The 18468-nt window shown below is 56.4% G+C and carries 17 protein-coding genes; all 17 read right to left on the bottom strand.

What is annotated here, in order from left to right:
• Window positions 1-3: 3 nt before the first annotated feature.
• The 17 genes from M8014_RS05595 to tssB all read right to left on the bottom strand — a co-directional run bounded on the left by M8014_RS05595 (window position 4) and on the right by tssB (window position 17980).
• A complete protein-coding gene (locus tag M8014_RS05595; RefSeq protein WP_271281545.1) occupies window positions 4-261 on the bottom strand; it encodes a PAAR domain-containing protein in 258 nt (85 codons plus the stop codon).
• A gap of 19 nt (window positions 262-280) precedes the next feature.
• Window positions 281-2719, bottom strand: coding sequence for a T6SS phospholipase effector Tle1-like catalytic domain-containing protein (locus M8014_RS05590; RefSeq protein WP_271281544.1), 2439 nt, complete (start codon window positions 2717-2719; stop codon window positions 281-283).
• On the bottom strand, window positions 2707-3270 hold the full coding sequence (locus M8014_RS05585) for a Tli1a family immunity protein (RefSeq protein ID WP_271281543.1): 564 nt from the start codon (window positions 3268-3270) through the stop codon (window positions 2707-2709). Before M8014_RS05585 ends, M8014_RS05590 begins: the two co-directional genes overlap by 13 nt.
• Window positions 3258-3821, bottom strand: coding sequence for a Tli1a family immunity protein (locus tag M8014_RS05580; protein ID WP_271281542.1), 564 nt, complete (start codon window positions 3819-3821; stop codon window positions 3258-3260). The genes M8014_RS05585 and M8014_RS05580 overlap by 13 nt, the downstream gene beginning before the upstream one ends.
• Entirely contained in the window at window positions 3809-4372 is a 564-nt protein-coding gene (locus M8014_RS05575; protein ID WP_271281541.1) for a Tli1a family immunity protein, read from the bottom strand. Before M8014_RS05575 ends, M8014_RS05580 begins: the two co-directional genes overlap by 13 nt.
• Window positions 4360-4923: a Tli1a family immunity protein gene (locus M8014_RS05570; protein ID WP_271281540.1), complete on the bottom strand. Its 564-nt coding sequence runs from the start codon at window positions 4921-4923 to the stop codon at window positions 4360-4362. Before M8014_RS05570 ends, M8014_RS05575 begins: the two co-directional genes overlap by 13 nt.
• Window positions 4911-5444 carry a Tli1a family immunity protein gene (locus M8014_RS05565; RefSeq protein ID WP_271281539.1) on the bottom strand — a complete coding sequence of 178 codons (534 nt, stop codon included), beginning with the start codon at window positions 5442-5444 and terminating at the stop codon, window positions 4911-4913. The genes M8014_RS05570 and M8014_RS05565 overlap by 13 nt, the downstream gene beginning before the upstream one ends.
• A gap of 27 nt (window positions 5445-5471) precedes the next feature.
• Window positions 5472-5690: a YceK/YidQ family lipoprotein gene (locus M8014_RS05560; RefSeq protein ID WP_271281538.1), complete on the bottom strand. Its 219-nt coding sequence runs from the start codon at window positions 5688-5690 to the stop codon at window positions 5472-5474.
• Complete coding sequence (locus M8014_RS05555; RefSeq protein ID WP_271281537.1) at window positions 5687-6472, bottom strand: toxin Tle1 chaperone Tla1; 786 nt, start codon at window positions 6470-6472, stop codon at window positions 5687-5689. Before M8014_RS05555 ends, M8014_RS05560 begins: the two co-directional genes overlap by 4 nt.
• A gap of 3 nt (window positions 6473-6475) precedes the next feature.
• On the bottom strand, window positions 6476-8854 hold the full coding sequence (locus M8014_RS05550) for a type VI secretion system Vgr family protein (protein WP_271281536.1): 2379 nt from the start codon (window positions 8852-8854) through the stop codon (window positions 6476-6478).
• The gene (gene tssH, locus M8014_RS05545) at window positions 8851-11490 is read right to left on the bottom strand and encodes a type VI secretion system ATPase TssH (RefSeq protein WP_271281535.1); all 2640 of its coding nucleotides are present in this window, start codon (window positions 11488-11490) and stop codon (window positions 8851-8853) included. The genes M8014_RS05550 and tssH overlap by 4 nt, the downstream gene beginning before the upstream one ends.
• Before the next feature lie 169 nt (window positions 11491-11659).
• Complete coding sequence (locus M8014_RS05540; protein WP_271281534.1) at window positions 11660-12151, bottom strand: Hcp family type VI secretion system effector; 492 nt, start codon at window positions 12149-12151, stop codon at window positions 11660-11662.
• Between the two features lie 4 nt (window positions 12152-12155).
• Window positions 12156-13862 carry an OmpA family protein gene (locus M8014_RS05535; RefSeq protein WP_271281533.1) on the bottom strand — a complete coding sequence of 569 codons (1707 nt, stop codon included), beginning with the start codon at window positions 13860-13862 and terminating at the stop codon, window positions 12156-12158.
• Complete coding sequence (tssL, locus tag M8014_RS05530; RefSeq protein WP_271281532.1) at window positions 13859-14548, bottom strand: type VI secretion system protein TssL, short form; 690 nt, start codon at window positions 14546-14548, stop codon at window positions 13859-13861. Before tssL ends, M8014_RS05535 begins: the two co-directional genes overlap by 4 nt.
• A complete protein-coding gene (gene tssK, locus M8014_RS05525; protein ID WP_271281531.1) occupies window positions 14545-15885 on the bottom strand; it encodes a type VI secretion system baseplate subunit TssK in 1341 nt (446 codons plus the stop codon). Before tssK ends, tssL begins: the two co-directional genes overlap by 4 nt.
• A 16-nt stretch (window positions 15886-15901) precedes the next feature.
• Complete coding sequence (gene tssC, locus M8014_RS05520; protein WP_271281530.1) at window positions 15902-17449, bottom strand: type VI secretion system contractile sheath large subunit; 1548 nt, start codon at window positions 17447-17449, stop codon at window positions 15902-15904.
• 33 nt (window positions 17450-17482) lie between these two features.
• Entirely contained in the window at window positions 17483-17980 is a 498-nt protein-coding gene (tssB, locus tag M8014_RS05515) for a type VI secretion system contractile sheath small subunit (protein WP_271281529.1), read from the bottom strand.
• Window positions 17981-18468 lie beyond the last annotated feature (488 nt).

Below are 18468 nucleotides of genomic sequence, written 5' to 3'. Positions count from 1 at the left end.
CTCTCATTGCTCGATTCTCACATCGGGGAAGGAGCTCACCAGCGTACAGCCACAGGCACATTTGTGACCATGCAGAGCAGCAGGCTGCCCATCCACCAGCATGAGCGAGCTACCCTCTGCAATGATCGTCATACCATGCTTATTGCAGATGACCGGGTCAGCTTTCGTGGCGATGCCTTTGCCAAAAAAGGAATAGTGGCCGCCCAGCACCTGGCCGCCATACTCCCTCGGGGTGTCTCCCTGACGAATGATATTTTTCATAAGAACTCTCTTCCCTGAATCAGGAAATAAGCATGGAGCGGGCTTGTTTCGCCCAGGTAGAATTGATGATTGTTTTCGCGTATGCCAGACGCTGGTCTTCGATGGCTGCTGTTTGCTGAGCAACCACGACGCCAGGCGCAGAGGTAAAGGCTCTGAGTGCGTCTGCGTCTGCGTTCATTGGAACAGGTAGCCTGGTCAGTAGATCCAGCGCTTCAACTTCGAGCGATAACAGCCCACCGGTTGCGGCCAGGCCCGCCAGCTTCGCCGTCGTACCCTTCTGTTTAAAGCTGAATATCACGCCACCCACCAGCGTGGCCGCGCCGACGACGGTCCCGGCGATGGTTAACGGTGACAGAGGCTTACTGCATTTGTTGCCAAAATAGATCATCCGGTAGAGAAAATAGCTGCCCCAGGGTTCCCGTCCACCTAAGGTGTAGTGCATAAACCACGCACGGGAATCATGTACCTGATCGTCGAACAGCGCCCGAACAAGTCCGCCTGGCAGATCGGCATTGGTCGCCTCACCCAGCAGGGGAAACAGAACTTCAACCTTGTCCTCGCCCTCCTGCTTCATTTTCCGATACTCTTTCGGCTCATCGTCGGTGTTGAGCAAGAAAATGGCATGGTGTGGGATCACATCCATCACCAGCTGCGTGATGCTGCCCACGGAGCGGAACTGCTGCCGATAATCTTCGCCAAACTCCTGCGCCGCCTCGCGAAGCTGGGTTTGCCCAAGATCGGGGTCAAAATCCTTCACACCTGGATCCAGCACCAGCTCGTTCATTTTATCCGCAGGCTGCAGCGCTGTTTTTTCTTTGCGCATGCTCTCTATTGCCCCTTGCTTCAGGTCTCTTTTGGCCTTAGAGGCCTCCAGTGCCCCGGAGGTGGCATCAGTATCCGTTGCGCGCAGATAGAATGGCGTTTTCAATAGCGTCCCTTTGGCATAGCGATTGATGCGCCAGGCGGTGATCCAGGCCATCTGATGATCGCAGGCTGCCTCCAGGCTTACGGGGGCGCGGGGAGGATCATAGCTGGCGGCCAGCTCATTGGTAATGGGGGTGGCAGGTGAAGGCTGGTTAAGGGTTAATTCGCGCCAGGCGTTGAAGCGGTTGATAAGATCAACAGATATTGCAAATTCAAGTTGCCCATCAGGAGACAATTGGCGCCAATTATTCTTTTTCAGTTCATCTGGCAGTGATGACAGTGAAACTTTAAGCGGAGCTCCTGCGTTAAATGCGTCAGCATAAAAATCATGTAAAACAATTTGTGAGAGTAAAAATCTGTCTAAAGAATCATTAGCCTTACCTTGATCTCCGGGAGGATAACCTCCACCAATATCTGAGTGCACCCCAGGGTAAATAACCTCCACGCTGTTTGCCGGATATTGTCCATTGGCGCGGCAAATGGAATCGAGGGGAAAACAGAGGCGCTGCTCGTGGGAGGAGACCAGATGCGCGCAGCGCTTGATAAGCCCACCGTAGGTCTCCTCTTCGGGTAATTCCTGCGTATCGTCGGCCCACGACATATGCCCTTCCGCTACCGGAGCCATATGCGCGACGCCAACGGAGGCTACGGTATCCAGAAGGCCTAAAAACTCCACGCTCAGCGGAATTTTCAAGTCACCAACTGCCAGGCACTGCTCGGGTTTCTGCTTTTCGGCATTTGGTTTCGGCAGCAGTTCACTCAGCCAGTTGACAAAGGTACGTGCCGCCGCCGCGCCGCGGGAAAAACCATATACATAAAGCTTGATCCCCAGCAGTTTGGGTTGTTTCGAGCTGGGCAGCTGCTGCGCGGGCCTTAGCAGACTTTCCAGTTGTTTAAGCTGATGGGTGAACTCTTCATAGCGGTTATGGCTGCCGGTCAACCCCAGAGATGCCCAGGAGGTCGCCATATTTTCCAGCGCAGCCCGGCTCTGTCCGTTACTCATCCACTGTTCGCTGAGGGCAAATTTCAAAGCATCAATAATACGCAATAGTCCCCAGTTAATGCGGTCTTCCCCTCTGTCTGCAAATGCCAGCCCTGCCATTGAGTAATCCAGATCGTTTATTTCCGGAAAAGGGGTGCCGACGCCGGGTATATAGTATTTAAAGTAGCTCCCCTTCAGGGAGGCATCGGTATCAAACAACCCTGCGGTCGTGCTTACTCCGCCGGCCGTGCCGTTACCAATGGTGGCGCGAAACAGACGGGCAATGTTGGTCGGGTGTTTTGGGTTAGACAGATAAAAATCGTTATTCAGGTTATTCCCGGTACCATCAAAAAACAGGCTGATATGCAGAGTTTTACAGCAGGGCAACTCAACCACCCGGTCTGCCGCCTCGCACAGCTGGTTACGATATTTACTTTCCAGGCTTTGCTGCTGCTTACAGTTTTTATCCACCAGCGCCGCGTTTGAAGGAAGCCGCCCCTGGGCCGGAAACGGCGGTGGATACCAGACTAAATCCATGGTTACTTCGGACATACTTTCGGCTCCTTCATTTCGAGCGGCAGTTTGATCGGGTAGTTTGCATTTGTCGGCGACCAGCAGCTTGTGGTCACCTTGACTTCATCGCAGGGTAAGAAGTGAACCGTGATACCGCAGGTCTCTTGTCCTGTATAGTCCGGAACAATCACCGCTTTGCTATGCTGTCGGTGCTGCGCTTTGATTTTATTTGCCCATTCCAGAAATTTTTTTTCGTCTGCATACCCCGGGAAATCATCTGAACTTCCAAGCCCACTTTCCCAGTCAATTTGAACCATCATTCCTGGTGTCCAGACTGAAGACACGCCGTAACAGCATCCACCTCCGCCGCCATCAAACGGGCCGATAGCATCAATCCCCGATTGCCCATTTACGCTGAAATGGTTAATCGCCCATTTGGTATGATTGATGGCTTTGATGGTTCCCGCTCCGCCGCTTTGCGTCTGTGCTTCTGCCTGCGGCTGGCTGCATCCGGCAAGTAACGCTATGCCCAGTAATACGCCGAACCGGCATCCCTTCGATTTGCTCCTATCCCTGGTTACTTTGGACATACTTTCGGCTCCTTCATTTCGAGCGGCAATTTGATCGGATAGTTCGCATTTGTCGGCGACCAGCAACTTGTGGTCACCTTGACTTCATCGCAGGGTAAAAAATGAACCGTGATACCGCAGGTCTCTTGTCCTGTGTAGTCCGGTAAGACAGCGACTGCACTGTGTTGTTTTTTTTGCGCATCTATTTTAGTTTTCCAAGCCTGGTATTTTTCTTCATCCGCAAACCCAGGAAAACCTGCTGACGATCCTTGCCCTGTTTCCCAGTCAATTTGCACCGTCATACCCGGTTTCCAGACTTGAGGTACTCCGTAACAGCACCCTCCCCCTCCCCCATCAAAAGGCCCGATAATATCGATCCCCGACTGGCCATTAACGCTGAAATGGTTAATCGCCCATTTGGTATGATTTATGGCTTTGATGGTCCCCGCTCCGCCGCTTTGCGTCTGTGCTTCCGCCTGCGGCTGGCTGCATCCGGCAAGTAACGTTATGCCCAGTAATACGCCGAACCGGCATCCCTTCGATTTGCTCCCATCCCTGGTTACTTCGGACATACTTTCGGCTCCTTCATTTCGAGTGGCAGTTTGATCGGGTAGTTTGCATTCGTCGGCGACCAGCAGCTTGTGGTCACCTTGACTTCATCGCAGGGTAAAAAATGAACCGTGATGCCGCAGGTCTCTTGTCCTGTATAGTCCGGAACAATCACCGTTTTGCTATGTTGTCGGTTGTTGGCACTCATTTTCTTTTCCCAGGCTTTATATTTTTCATAATCAGCAAACCCAGGGAAACCCTCCGTCGACGCCTCCCCACTTTCCCAGTCAATTCGAACCATCATTCCTGGTGTCCAGACGGAAGGTACCCCGTAGCAGCATCCACCTCCGCCGCCATCAAAGGGGCCGATAGCATCAATACCCGATTGCCCATTTACGCTGAAATGGTTAATCGCCCATTTGGTATGGTTGATGGCTTTAATGGTTCCCGCTCCGCCGCTCTGCGTCTGTGCTTCTGCCTGCGGCTGGCTGCATCCGGCAAGTAACGCTATACCAAGTAATACGCCGAACCGGCATCCCTTCAATGTGATCCCATCCCTGGTTACTTCGGACATACTTTCGGCTCCTTCATTTCGAGTGGCAGTTTGATCGGATAGGACGGGCTACCATAGGTAAAGCAACTTGTCGTTACCTTCACCTCATCGCAGGGTAAGAAGTGAACGGTGATACCGCAGGTTTTCTGCCCGGTGTAGTCTGGTAAGACAGCTACTGCACTGTGTTGTTTTTTTTGCGTATCAACCTGCTTTTTCCAGGCCTTATATTTTTCTCTGTCAGCGAATCCCGGAAATCCTTTAGAGCCACCAACCCCAGTTTCCCAGTCAATACGCGCTGTCATACCCGATTTCCAAACTGAGGGTACCCCGTAGCAGCACCCGCCTCCTCCGCCATCAAACGGGCCGATAGTATCAATCCCCGATTGCCCGTTGACGCTGAAATGGTTAATCGCCCATTTGGTATGATTGATGGCTTCAATGGTTCCCGCTCCGCCGCTTTGCGTCTGTGCTTTCGCCTGCGGCTGGCTGCATCCGGCAAGTAACACCACCCCCAGTAATACGCCGTACCGGCATCCCTTCGATTTGCTCCCATCCCTGGTTACTTTGGACATACTTTCGGCTCCTTCATTTCGAGCGGCAATTTGATCGGATAGGACGGGCTGCCGTAGGTAAAGCAACTTGTCGTTACCTTCACCTCATCGCAGGGTAAGAAGTGAACCGTGATGCCGCAGGTCTTTTGACCGGTATAATCCGGCACAGAGATGGTCTTGCTATGTTGCCGGTTGTTGGCACTCATCTTCTTTTCCCAGGCTTTATATTTTTCATAATCAGCAAACCCAGGGAAACCCTCCGTCGACGCCTCCCCACTTTCCCAGTCAATTCGAACCATCATTCCTGGTGTCCAGACGGAAGGTACCCCGTAGCAGCACCCGCCTCCTCCGCCATCAAATGGGCCGATAGCATCAATCCCCGACTGCCCGTTGACGCTGAAATGGTTAATCGCCCATTTGGTATGGTTGATGGCCTCAATGGTTCCCGCTCCGCCGCTCTGCGTCTGTGCTTCCGCCTGCGGCTGGCTGCATCCGGCAAGTAACACCACGCCCAGTAATACGCCGTACCATTGCCTGTTCACATTCTTTTTCCTCAGTTAACTCGTTATCTAATTACTGGCGATGCAAATAGCATCGACGGGTAACGTCACGGTATCGACAACAGCGGAAAAAGGAACGTCAAGCCAGGGATAGAAGAACCACATCCCCAGCTCTGTCATTTTTTGTGTACCTTGATAATATTCGCGGTAACACCCTTTCGAGTGCTCAGCAATAGAGCCGCAGCCGCTCAACAGAAATACCGCAGTTAACACGATGACTTTTTTCATCCTTGAACCTCATTATATTTTTTGTATTCACTGAGACCCGCCAGTACCCAGGCATCACGATCTTCCTCAAAAAGAATCTTTTTCTTTGTTGCCTCCAGCATGGCGTTAAAACAGGCAGAAAAGAGTTCTTCTTTCGTCGGGTAAATATTTTCGGGTAACTGTTGGGCTTTTAAAAAAAGAATGGCATCTGAAAGGCACATCATTGCTTCAAATTGCGCATCGCTGAACGTAATTTGCTGGGCAATCTCATCGGCATAAGCCGCCCCCTTGCCTGCAAGGATGGCGGGGTTATCATCACGATCGATCCAGCTCCAGAACAGAGCAGGCCTTAGCAGTTGAGCACCCGCTTTTGCAGTTAAAATACCGTTAAAGAGCCAGGGGAAAATACGCGTATCCCAGAACCGAAATATACCAGGAAGTCCTTCATGGCTGGCATCGACACATTGCCTGAGCCATTTTGCGAGTGCTGAAAAAGGCCACGGCGATACAATCAACAACAGCGGAGCCGTAAGCGCCACCTCTCTGGCAAGCTCACTCAGCCACTGAACCTGCTGCGGTTCATCAAGATCGATTCGAATAAGCAACGGTGCATCTTCACGATAAATATCTTCCGGAATCCCTTCATACAGAGAGCACCAGGCGAGCGAAGAAGAAAATCCAGACAGTGCGGGAATAACAGAAAATTCCATCCCACACTGGTCAATTAGAATATCGATATAATGATGATTAATTTTCCGGCAGGTCTGCTCTATTTCACTCAGCCAGTTGCGTATATGCTCCATTAATTAACCCTCCCTCTTCACAAAGCCCCGAGCCTGTTCCTGCGCTCTTTTCAGACACTCCTTACACACAGAGGACGGCAGCTCCGGCAGCGGAAAATCCTCGCCGGCCGGCCCCTGCAGAGAATGCTGGCCCTTCAGGCTCAGTAATCCCGGACCGTGGATCTCTATCCTCCCCTGCGGCGTAATGCGGATATACGCCCCGCCGCAACCAAGGGTGATACCATTTTTGGCGGTGAGCTGAATATGGCCCTGGGTGGACTGCACCATGACATCCTGCAGCGAGGTCAGGGACAGGGTGTCTGCATGTGACTCCATTGCCAGCGGACCGTTGCCGGACACCAGCCGCATCCCCTCCTCCCGGGCAAGCAGGGAGATCGCTTTACCCGAGACAACCGAATGCCGCTGTGCGGCAGTGATATTCACTTCTCCCAGACTCTGCAGATACAGTCCTCTGCCGCTGTGTAACAGCGTGGCTTCCGGCGTAACCGCCGCCAGCCCCTGCGGGGCGCTGATAACAACGGCCGCCGACTTCAGCCCATCCGCGCTCTCAACAAGGGTGTTAAGCGGCGCGCTGTCAGGCATCACGTTATGATGAGACTGCGCGATACCTCCCCATTCGGTGGCCTGATTCAGCGCCCCTTTCAGCAAACTGATCGCCGACTGCATCTCCAGCACCTTCCCCTGCGCCTTCGCCTGCCCGTCCGCACTGATAAACAACCCTTTCTCCGCCCGTATCGCCCCCCACGCATCCGTGCGCAGTTCAAACCCCTCCCCACGCTTCTGTTTTTCGCGGTCCACCAGATGCCCGAGGTTCAGCTGGCTCTTGCCACCGTACTCCGTCGAGACCTTGATATGCTCCTGACCACGGCTGTCGTCGAGGCGGATTTTGTTGTTCGCCGGCGTGCGCAGGACGTTACGTTTGTAGTTGCGGATTGTGACGTGGTCAGGATGCGCCGAGTCGTGCAGCACACCGGCGAGATATGGCCGGTCGGGGTTGCCATCTTCAAACCCAATCGCCACTTCGGTCCCCGCCAGCAGCGGCAGATGCAGGCCGTAGGTGCCTCCGGCATACGGGCGGGACTGGCGTACCCACAGGCTTTCAAAGCCCGTTTCCCAGCTGTCCCGGTCAAACAGCATGCTGACGCGGTAGCGGCCGTTTTTGTCGATATGCCCGTAGGTGTCGTTCTCGGTGGTGCTGGTCACCCGCGCAGGCAGGGTGCCCGCCATCACCGGGCGTTTACCGGGCCCGGGACGAAACCCCACCTCGCTGCTGTCCGGTATCGCGGCGAAATGCACCGCAAAATCCTGGTCGCGCCGCGCGGCGCTGGTCATCCCCGTAATGACCACGCCCTGGCTGAAAGCCTCCGCCACTTCATACCCCCCGGCGACCTTCAGCCGCAGACCCGGCCACAGGGTCGGACAGCTGCTGATGGCGCTGAGCTGCGTCTGGCCGTTCAGATAGCGCTCGTGGCGCATGCGGGCATAAAACGCCCCGGACTCCGGAGCCGGGTGACGGTCATACGCGCTGCCCGCCGTCAGGTAGTTGTCGGCGTAATGGTAGGCCTCTCCGTAGGTGGTGCTGTCCCCGCGGGTCACCTCCACCTGTACGTTCATATCCTCAACCGCCAGGCGGTAGTTGTAGTCCCGGGTAGTGACCTGTTTCTGCACCACGCGGTGGTGGGACTCTATCCCCCATACCGAGTCCACCCCTTTTGCGTGCTGGCCCGACGGCGGTACCGACGGCAGGATCAGGCTTTTCTCATAGCCCTGCTGGCTGTCGTAAAACGCCACCACGTCGATGTTAAGCCGCGTGTCGGTGGTGAAGCGAAACCAGATCCCCACCTCCCCCAGCAGACGGGTGATAAAGTGCAGATCGTCCTCACCGTACTGCATCACCTGCTCGCGGCGCGGATAGTCGTTCACCAGCGAAAAGAGGAAATCCTGGCCACGCAGGTTGTGACGCTCGCGGAGGATTTTTTCCACGATCTGCGGGACGGACATGTCCTGATAGATTGCGTTCTGGTGCGAGCGGTCGAGCAGTGCCAGACGAGGCTGCAGCGTCAGGGCGTACAGGGTCTGATCTTCCGAAGTGCTCAGCCGTTCGAATCCGCTCACCACGCCCTGGATCACCCGCACCGGCTGCTGGATTTTAATGCCGAAACCCTGATCGACCGGGGCCTGCAGCGTCAGCGACCCCGGTTTCATCAACATCATGTCTTTGCTGATGCCGTGGTCGGTGCTGGTGAATTCAACACGGTAGCTGAACGGCTGGCTCAGGGCTTCAAGCCCTTCAAAGGCCAGCACGTCCAGCGCCGGTTCACACCCTTTTACCGAAAGCCTGTGATGGTTGTGGCTGAAGATGATTTTGGGGTGGGTACTCATGATGGCTCTCCATTGCCCACACTGAACGTCAGCGCAATCCCCTGCTCCTCGCTCCAGCCTAAGGTCAGCAGCCGTGGTTTCTGGTTTGCCGCCATATGGCTAAGCAGTTGCTGACTTAACACCGGCAGGATCTGCTGGTTGAGCAGGCTGTCGACGTTGCGCGCCCCCGTATCCGGCAACAGGCAGGCGGCGGTCAGCGCGTCATACAGCTCTTCTTCGATATGGGTGGTGAGGCCGTAATGGCGGCTCAGGCGCTGGCTGACCTGGGCGAGCTTCATTTTCACGATGGTGCGCATCGCGGCGGGTGCCAGCGGGCGATAAATCACGGTCTGGAATCGGGCCAGCAGCGCAGGCTGGAAGTGGTCACGCAGGATCGGGCGCAATAGCTCGTGCAGATCGCTCTCGGTGGCCTGCGGCTGTTCATCCAGCAGTTGCATCAGAGGGTCACTGCCGAGGTTGGCGGTCATCAGAATGACGGTGTTACGAAAGTCGATTTCGCGCCCTTCGCCGTCGCGCATAAAGCCGCGATCAAACACCTGGTAAAACAGGTTCATCACGTCGTGGTGCGCCTTTTCCACTTCATCCAGCAGCACCACGCTGTACGGGCGTTTACGCACGGCTTCGGTGAGGATCCCGCCCTGGCCGTAACCGACATACCCCGGCGGCGAACCCTTGAGCTGGGAAACGGTGTGCGGCTCCTGATACTCCGACAGATTGATGGTGATAAGCGATTTTTCACCGCCATACAGACTGTCGGCCAGCGCGAGAGCCGTTTCGGTTTTGCCCACACCGCTCGGACCAACCAGCAGGAATACCCCCTGCGGGCCATTTTCCGACGTTAGCCCGGTTTTTGCCGCCCGTAAGCGTTGGGCGAGCGCCTCCAGCGCCACATCCTGCCCCACTACGCGCTTGCCCAGCGCGGTTTCCAGCGAGAGCAGCTCGATCTGCTCGTCTTTCATCAAGGAAGAGAGCGGGACGCCCGTCCAGTCAGCAATCACGTTGGCAATGGTGCGCACGTCCACCTCCACGCCGAGTAGCGGATTATTGTGCTGCATCCGGTTCAACTGCTGCTGTAGCGCGCAGGTTTCACTCTGGCGAGAGATATCCTGGCGGCTATCCAGCAGCTGTTCCACCAGCGCCAACTCATTGCAATACTGCGCCTCCAGCTCATCAAGCGACACAATCAGTTTGATCTCTTCCTGCTCAATCGCCGCCAGACGCTCGCCGTGGGTATCGTTACCCAGCGTCATATCTTCCAGTAGCGCCTGTTTCTCTATCCCCAGGGCGGTGATCTGCGCGCGGATGCGGGTGAGCGGTTCCGGCAGGGTATCCAGGTTCATGCGCACGCGGGCGCTTGCGGTATCGAGCAGATCGACGGCTTTATCCGGCAGTTGGCGGCCGGTCAGATAGCGACGGGAAAGCGTGACGGCGGCACGCACGGCGGCGTCAGTGATATGCACATTGTGGTGTTCGGCATAGCGGGACTTCAGGCCCCTGAGCATCAGACAGGCGGTGTCATCATCCGGCTCATCCACTTTGATCATCTGGAAGCGACGCTCCAGCGCGGCATCACGCTCGAAATACTGTTTGTACTCGCTCCAGGTAGTCGCCCCGATGGTACGCAGTTCGCCCCGCGCCAGGGCCGGTTTCAGCAGATTGGCCGCATCCGCGCCACCGGCCTGATTACCGGCACCGATAATGGTGTGCGCTTCGTCGATAAACAGCAGGATTGGCACCGGTGACTGCTGCACCGCATCAATCACGTTTTTCAGGCGCTGTTCGAACTCGCCTTTCACGCCCGCTCCGGCCTGAAGCAGACCGAGATCGAGAGTGCGCAGAATCACCGGCTTGAGCGATTCCGGGACGTTGCCTTCTGCAATGCGCAGCGCCAGTCCCTCCACCAGCGCCGTTTTGCCCACGCCCGGCTCCCCGACCAGAATCGGGTTGTTCTTGCGGCGGCGGGAGAGAATATCCACCATCTGCCGAATTTCATTGTCGCGGCCAAACACCGGGTCGATGCTGCCGGCTTTCGCTTTGGCGGTCACATCCAGAGTGAACTTATCCAGCGCGTTCTGCAGCGGCGGGCTAAGTTCCCCGTCTTTCGCCTCAGCATCAATCGGACGACCGACAAACTCGACGCCATCCCCTGACGCGATCGGCCGCACCTCCGGACGCTCATCGGACTGTGCGTCCAGCAGCGGGCGCAGACGTTCAAGCTGGCTCTGGCTGAGGGTCAGCAGCGGCCACAGGCCATCACAGTGGATTAGCGTTGGGTTTCCCGTGAGCGCCATCAGCAGATGCTGACTGCGGATCTGCTCTTCACCCTGCAACGATGCCGCCATCCACGCCGCTTTCAGCAGCGCATTAAGGGGTTCCGCCAGCTGCGGGCGGCCGCGCACCGCACGTGGGAACCGGTCCAGCCACCCCAGTAACGCCTGCCATATGCCGTCCATATCCCACTCGTAGCGGCGCGCCAGCACGGTAAGATCGCCTTCACCCTGTTCCAGCAACTTCATCAACCAGTGTTCCGGTCTAATTTCAGCGTGGGCGCGGGTCTGGCACAGGGAAGCGGCACCTTCCAGCGCGCGGGCGCAGTAGGGGTTAAGACGGCGTAACAGGACGGCGGAATTTTCCATTTTCTCTCTCTCGATTGTTCCCAGGCACGCTACCGCCCATCGCTTTCCTTTGTTGATAAGGAACCCAAGCGCATCAGGTCAGGCAGGCAAGTTTTGTGTTTTTTGCTGAACGCCCGAGACGACCGACGTTCAGCAAAAAAGCGGGCAGCGTTAGCGGCCCGCCAGAGTGTTACGCGGTGGCGCGTTCGTTCCAGGAATCGGAGTGAATGATGTTGCCGTCTTTGTAGGTCCAGGTGATTTTTTCGTAGCGCAGTTCGATCTGCTCAAGGTGGTTGTGCTTCTCGAAGCTCGGATCCTTGATGTCGTGCATCACCGGCGCCACTTTCACCACTTTCACGTTCTCAAGCCTGGTGTTGAAGTACTCCACCTCCTGACCCGCATCGTTGATCTTGTACCATTTGAACTCCGCTGACTTCAGGGTCTGACCGGTGGTCACCGCCTTGTACAGATACGGGCTGGCGGAGTCGATCTCCTTGGTGAAGCGGAACGGGGTGTGGATACGGGTTCCGGTCAGCTTGCCGGTGTTGTTGTCCGTTGGGATGTACAGGTTGTGTTGCTGGGCGACCACTTCGATGCTGCCTTCACGATCCTGAACGTCCACATCCCCTTTAATGTCCGCGCCACCGTCGTCTTTCAGCCAGAGATAAACAGGAATTGCCATTGAATTACTCTCCATTGTGTTGTGATGCGCCATCATCCTGCGATGACGCCGGGGTATTGCCTGGCATCAGGCAGGCATTGGCCTGCGGAACCAGACTGATTTCGACACGGCGGTTGAGCGCACGCCCATCCGGGGTGTCATTGGTGGCGACAGGGCGGCTTTCGCCATAGCCCTGCACCGCAAAACAGCTTTCCGGCACATCCCCGATGTCCCGCATCCAGTCCCGTACTGCTTCGGCACGCTTCAGGGACAGGGTCTGGTTCAGCTGTGGGTTGCCGGTGTTGTCGGTATGGCCGCTGACCACGATCAGCCAGCCCGGCTTCGCTTTGATCCCTACCAGAGAATTGATCAGCATTTTGGTGGAGCCGCTTTTCAGCACAGACTTACCGGAGTCGAACAGCGACATGCTGTCGAGACGAACGATTTTCGGGATAGCTTGAGGTTCAGGAACCGACGGTGGGGGCGGCGGGAGATATGAACGGATGGCGTTCAGCACCGGCATGTGCAGGCGTGTTCCCTGATACAATCCCAGACTCATCCGTACAGGTGCGCCGCTGCGTGCCCACTCATCCAACTGCGCCGCATCGGCGCGTAATACGCTAACCGCCTCGGCTTTCAGAACGGGGTTCCCCATCGGAATACGGTTATAGCGGTGAATATCAAAGCTCAGACGCTGCACCAGCTGATGGTTATTCCAGCCGCTGCAGAGCAGGGCAGCGATAACGGCGCCGGTGAACATCGTCAGCCCGCAGCGCAAGCTTCGCTGTCGCGGAGTGAGCCCCTGCCCCTCTGGTAGCAGCGGCAGGACGAAGTCCGGCAGCAGTGACGTCGCTGTACTGTCGGTTCCCTGCGTTTGCCACCCGGCAACGCGCTGCATCGCGGTGTGGCGGGAGAGCCAGGCGGTCCAGACCGATGACGCCAGACTCCCGGCAAGCCTCGGCCCCATTCCCCACAGCACCGCCGTGGGGGCAATAGCAGGAATGTCCGGATTTTTGTCGATAAACACCGATTTAACATGCTGATGGAACCAACCTATCAGGCTGTTCATCAGCACCTGCTGCTGCATGGCCATCGCCCCGCCCGTGGTGACCCAGGCCGCAATCGAGCAAGGCGCGGAGGACGCCCGCCAGACGTGAACGCCCTCGCTGGAAATGGCCGCCTGCCAGAGCATATCGTTCATGATCGCACTGCCCGCCTGGCCGCTCAGCACCAGGGGAAAAGAATGTCCGGTCTCCCGACGTAGCTGACTGATTTGCCAGCGCAGGGCCAGCAGGTCGCTGGTCAACGCCTCGGTATCGGTGTGCTTCTGCGGACAAACGCTGACTATTACCGAAAGCTGACGCCCCCAGTCCGGGCGCAACCACAGCAGCTGGCGAGCGATCTGCTCCAGATCCTGATGCTTTTCCACCCTAATCCAGCAGCCCTGAGGCACAATCAGGGCCTGCGACTGTTCTGGCCACGCCTGTGGCAAATCACCACAGACCAGCACCACCGGTTGGCGGTACGTCGCTTCAGGCAGATTATCGAGGCGTACCGTCACCTGATGCTCTGAACGACGACTGGCCACATACCAGACCGCAGCAATCAGCCCCCAGACGGCCAGCAAAATAAGCACCGATGCCAGCCGGGAAACGGGCAAAAAGACCAGACACACCACGCCGCTCAGCAATACGGCCCACAGTGCAAGCAGGCGCTGTTGCGCAGGACTCATTTCACCGCCCCCGGCAACAGCGTTGCCAGCGTGTGATCCAGCCAGTAATCCAGCCCCCACCACAGCGCCACGACCAGCACCACACTGAATACGATGCAGACCAGCCACGAGGAGAACCCACCGCCGATACTGCGCCCGGCGCGGCTTTCCACCAGCACCGGGTGCGTTTGCGGATAGCTGAAAGGCGCAACATGTTCGCTGAGGGTGCTGACCAGCTTCTTGCGGATCGGATCGTTGAGCGAGCGGAAGCTGCCCAGAAAACCCAGCATCATGACCCGCTGAAAGCAGGTCAGAACGGCACTTTCCGGATCGGGCTGGCGCAGCACGTCCCGCATGCGATCGCACAGGGTATCCCCGGCATCCATCGTTCCGAGAAAATGCCCCTGAAGCGGAATGTTGTACCACTGCACGCAGGCATCATCCTGAACGCTGCGGCCTTTCACCGCTTCATCAAGCAATGCGCACTGGGCGGTAAGGATATGCTGACAGCTAGTCTCATCCAGCTCGCTGGCCTTCAGTGCCTGCTGCACGCGCTCAATATCCGCCACGCAGCGGTCCCAGAGCGCGCGACCCTCACCATCCTGAAACTCGGGACCATGACGCAGACTGATCACCTGCAGCCAGGTGTTTTGCAGCAGAGCATCGATATCAATGAATGCGGCCGCGCCGCGTTGACGTTCACTCATGTTCTTAGCACCGCATAGAGGTCAAGCTCTGGCTCGCCCAGCATGCCCGGCGTATAGAACATGCAGCTGCCGCTCTCCAGCATCTCCAGTGCGGCCGGGTGGGACAGGTCGAGAGAGAAATACTGGTTTTCCAGACGCAGCGGAATAGCCGCAGGCACATGACGAAGCGCCCTGAGCGGGATCCCTTGCCGGGACTGGTTCACCAGGCTGGTGACAAAATCCGGGCTGCCCACCCGGCACTGGAGCGGGAACTGCTCCTGCAGCTGGGCCACCGGGATCGACGAGCGGACCGAGAGGTAGTAATCGGCCCCTTCGCGCAGGCGGGGATCCTGCAGACGGGCCAGCCACTGACGCAGACGTTTGTCATGCGTAAGATCAATGGCGACCACCCGCGACGGCAGGCTGGCTTCCAGAAGGTCACTCAGCAGTTCAAACAGCGGTGGGAACACTGCGTTAAGCTGGTGATGCTGGTACGCCGGGATCTCGCTGACAAGATGGTCAAGGGAGAACGTCAGGAGACTGCCCGCCAGGCGCGCCAGCTCCGGATACAGGCGTTCTACCGGACTCTGCAACTGACGCTCAAACTGTCCAAGTAGCGGTTCTGCGCTGTTCAGCGCATTCAGCAGCCAGAACAGGGAGACATCCGCCACCGCAAAATCGGCCATCCGTTCGTTGCTCTCACGGCGCATGGCCATCAGGCGCGTCAGGCGGGCGCGAAGCTGGATCATCAGCTGTTCCAGCTGGGTCACCAGCCAGCGACTGCTTTGCACAGTCAACAGTGGGGGAAGAAACGTCTCATCCAGCGTCCAGGCACCCTGCGAGTCCTGCTGCAGCCGGGCAACCGGACAGGTCAGGTAATCGCTGTTGTCCTGATGTGCAAAGCGCAGGCTCAGCTCTGGCTGCAACACGGCGATTTGGCGGGTGTCATCGCCAAACTGATTACGCACATCATGCCAGCGCTGACGGTAACGCACCGGACGTTCCGCCACCGCATCCGGTGCCAGGCAGTTGCCCCCGTTGGCGCGCAGCAGCGGCAGGGCCAGAAGCACTACCGTTTCACGGGATTCGCCGTCCAGCAACAGTGCGGACGGCAGCGCATCAGCATTGTGGGTATCAACCAGCGTGCCGTCCTGAAACCGCAGATGCAGCTTACGGGCATGCAGGCGGCCCAGCTTCAGCGCATCCGGTTCAAAGGTGGCCTCAATGACTCCCCAGGGATGATTGAGGCCCATCTGCGCAATGCATTCCGCAGACCAGGCCGCATACGCGGCCTGTTGCTGGAAGTGCTGGGGCGAGATCATGATCCCCCTGCCCCATAACGGTTGTTCCGTTTTCATCGGCTTCCTGCCTTAATTACGATTTCGCCTTCGGCATCTGCGAGACCAGAGACAGATTCACGTCCATGCCTTCCACCTGGAAGTGAGGGATCGCGAAGAGTCTGACGCGGAAGAAGCCCGGGTTATCTTCGATATCCTCGACCACCACTTTCGCATCACGCAGCGGATGGGAGGCCTGCAGCTCGTCGCCCGGATCGGTCATTTCGGTGACCAGGCTGCGCACCCAGGTGTTGAGCTCCAGCTCCAGCAGTCGGCGGTCTTTGGTGGTACCGATGTTTTCCCGCTGGATGAGTTTCAGGTAATGCGCAATGCGGGACAGGAGGAAGATGTAAGGCAGACGGGTATTAATCCGGCTGTTGGCGGTGGCATCCGCGGTTTCATACAGCGCCGGTTTCTGGGTGGAGTTCGCCGAGAAGAAGCAGGCGTAATCGCGGTTTTTGTAGTACGACAGCGGGATAAAACCGAGGTTAGCGAACTCAAATTCGCGGGTTTCCGGGATCATCACCTCCGACGGGATTTTCACCTGATTGCCGGTGCCGAGGTCGTAAAGGTGGATCGGCAGATCCTGTACCGCGCCACCGGCCTGCGGGCCGCGGATCTGGACGCACCAGCCGTTATTGATAAAGCTACGCACCATATTGGCCGCGAAGGCAAACGAGGCGTTAGTCCACAGATATTTGTCGTGTTCCGGGCCTTTAACCTCTTCGACATAGTTAAAGCTGCGCACCGGCACCGTGTCCGGGCCATATGGCAGACGTCCGAGCACGCGGGGCATCACCAGGCCGATATAGCGGGAGTCATCGGTATCGCGGAAGGATTTCCATTTGATGTATTCGGCGCGGTCAAAGTAATTGCCGATATCTTTGATGGCAGCGACCTCTTCCATCGACTCTTTGAGGAAGAATTTGGGTCCGGCAGAACCGATAAACGGCATGTGGGCCGCCGCGGCGACTTTGGAGACATTGCGCAGCAGCGCCACGTCCTGCGCCGAGGCATCAAACTCATACGCGGAGATCAGCGCCCCAATCGGCTCGCCGCCCGGGGTGTCGTATTCATCAATATAGGTGTGTTTATACAGACCGCTTTGGATTATCTCTGGCGCGTCTTCAAAGTCCTGGCGCAGGGCCTCTTTGGACAGATCCAGCAGCTCAATTTTGACGTTCTGGCGAAAATCGGTTTTATCCACCAGCGACTTCACGCCGCGCCACAGGGATTCGACGGCCTGGAAATCGTCGTGGTGCATGACGGCATCCAGCTGGCGGCTAATCTGGAAATCCAGCTCCGCGATATGGTGATCAATCAGATTTTTGTCAAGCTTATCGACTTTAGCGCCCGCTTTACTCAGGCATTCCAGGAACACCTGCATTCCGGCGGTCAGACGCTCATCGGCCGTCGCATCCGACATCGCCTGCGCATCCTGCCAGATATCCAGCGCGCTCAGGGACGAGACCGGGTTCAGATTGATTTTCTCAAACAGGGAGGCATACACACCGCCTGCTTCAGGACGTTTCAGCACTACGCTTTCGCCGCCAGCGGCATTTTCATTTTGTACAGACATCAGCATCTTCTCTCGTTAATCCGTTAAATATCGCAACCGTCAGGGATGTTTTGGCGCAAGGGCAGAGAGCTCGCTGCGCAGTTCAGCGCTCAGCGCCGGGTCGAGGAGGATTTTTTCCAGCTCTTTACGGAAGGCCTGGTTGTCCAGCAGGTTGGCCTTCAGATCGCGGAGCAGGTTGCGCATGGCAAGCATGGCTTTAAGCTGGGGAATTTGGCGGGCGACCTGTTCCGGGGTGAAATCCTGCATGTCGCGGAAGGTCAGATTCACGGCCTCTTCGCTACCATCATTGGCAAGGGTGTTGTCGACAGACAGTTTTAAGGAAGGAGAGAAGTCGGCCAGCACACTGTTAAAGTTATGCTTATTAACGTTGACCTTTTCACGCTCTGACACCGGGCGTTGTTCAGCACCATTGCTGTAATCCCCGACCATCACCAGCTTGAGGGGCAATTCAATTTTCTTCTGTGCGCCGCCCGTGTGCAGACTGAGCTGAATATTAACGCGGGCTTTGGGGATCTCGGACTGATAGGAGTTAGACATGGCTGTCCCTGTTCTATGGAATAGAGAAAAACGGTCAGTACCCGCGAGAAATTAATAAGAATGGCTTGATTGCCAGAACAACATCCCTGCTTACGCCATGCGACGTAAATCACTATCCGGGGTCAAAAGCGAGCGCATTCCATTTATCAGCAAGCATGACGTAGTATTTATAGGCCCCTATATAATTTCGAACAAGAGCCTGATAAAACGAGTATAAAAATGTCACAAAGGCGGAAGGAAATAAAAATATGTAACATAAATTTACAACAACATATTTTACGTCGTTGCTGTTACGTTTTTACCCATAAGATATTCCTTATATTATTGTGTGTAACCCTTACAGAGACAGGCGGGAGGGGATATTTATTTTCTTGCGCGGAAGAAATATTACAGCATAAAAAACACTTCAAATTATTTAGTCCGAATTTGGACACTGGATGTAATTGATAATTGTATTTTAATAACAAATGAAAAATACCCAATCAATT

Origin of the sequence: Silvania hatchlandensis (assembly GCF_025564065.1) — a bacterium.
Taxonomy (GTDB): domain Bacteria; phylum Pseudomonadota; class Gammaproteobacteria; order Enterobacterales; family Enterobacteriaceae; genus Enterobacter; species Enterobacter hatchlandensis.
Note: the sequence above shows the minus strand (reverse complement) of the source record. Positions and strands in the feature narration are given on the sequence as shown.

What these genes read in the sequence shown, in the direction of transcription:
- M8014_RS05595 (WP_271281545.1), bottom strand. Translation starts at nt 261, where the DNA reads ATGAAAAATATCATTCGTCAGGGAGACACCCCGAGGGAGTATGGCGGC.
- M8014_RS05590 (WP_271281544.1), bottom strand. Translation starts at nt 2,719, where the DNA reads ATGTCCGAAGTAACCATGGATTTAGTCTGGTATCCACCGCCGTTTCCG.
- M8014_RS05585 (WP_271281543.1), bottom strand. Translation starts at nt 3,270, where the DNA reads ATGTCCAAAGTAACCAGGGATAGGAGCAAATCGAAGGGATGCCGGTTC.
- M8014_RS05580 (WP_271281542.1), bottom strand. Translation starts at nt 3,821, where the DNA reads ATGTCCGAAGTAACCAGGGATGGGAGCAAATCGAAGGGATGCCGGTTC.
- M8014_RS05575 (WP_271281541.1), bottom strand. Translation starts at nt 4,372, where the DNA reads ATGTCCGAAGTAACCAGGGATGGGATCACATTGAAGGGATGCCGGTTC.
- M8014_RS05570 (WP_271281540.1), bottom strand. Translation starts at nt 4,923, where the DNA reads ATGTCCAAAGTAACCAGGGATGGGAGCAAATCGAAGGGATGCCGGTAC.
- M8014_RS05560 (WP_271281538.1), bottom strand. Translation starts at nt 5,690, where the DNA reads ATGAAAAAAGTCATCGTGTTAACTGCGGTATTTCTGTTGAGCGGCTGC.
- M8014_RS05555 (WP_271281537.1), bottom strand. Translation starts at nt 6,472, where the DNA reads ATGGAGCATATACGCAACTGGCTGAGTGAAATAGAGCAGACCTGCCGG.
- M8014_RS05550 (WP_271281536.1), bottom strand. Translation starts at nt 8,854, where the DNA reads ATGAGTACCCACCCCAAAATCATCTTCAGCCACAACCATCACAGGCTT.
- tssH (WP_271281535.1), bottom strand. Translation starts at nt 11,490, where the DNA reads ATGGAAAATTCCGCCGTCCTGTTACGCCGTCTTAACCCCTACTGCGCC.
- M8014_RS05540 (WP_271281534.1), bottom strand. Translation starts at nt 12,151, where the DNA reads ATGGCAATTCCTGTTTATCTCTGGCTGAAAGACGACGGTGGCGCGGAC.
- M8014_RS05535 (WP_271281533.1), bottom strand. Translation starts at nt 13,862, where the DNA reads ATGAGTCCTGCGCAACAGCGCCTGCTTGCACTGTGGGCCGTATTGCTG.
- tssL (WP_271281532.1), bottom strand. Translation starts at nt 14,548, where the DNA reads ATGAGTGAACGTCAACGCGGCGCGGCCGCATTCATTGATATCGATGCT.
- tssK (WP_271281531.1), bottom strand. Translation starts at nt 15,885, where the DNA reads ATGAAAACGGAACAACCGTTATGGGGCAGGGGGATCATGATCTCGCCC.
- tssC (WP_271281530.1), bottom strand. Translation starts at nt 17,449, where the DNA reads ATGCTGATGTCTGTACAAAATGAAAATGCCGCTGGCGGCGAAAGCGTA.
- tssB (WP_271281529.1), bottom strand. Translation starts at nt 17,980, where the DNA reads ATGTCTAACTCCTATCAGTCCGAGATCCCCAAAGCCCGCGTTAATATT.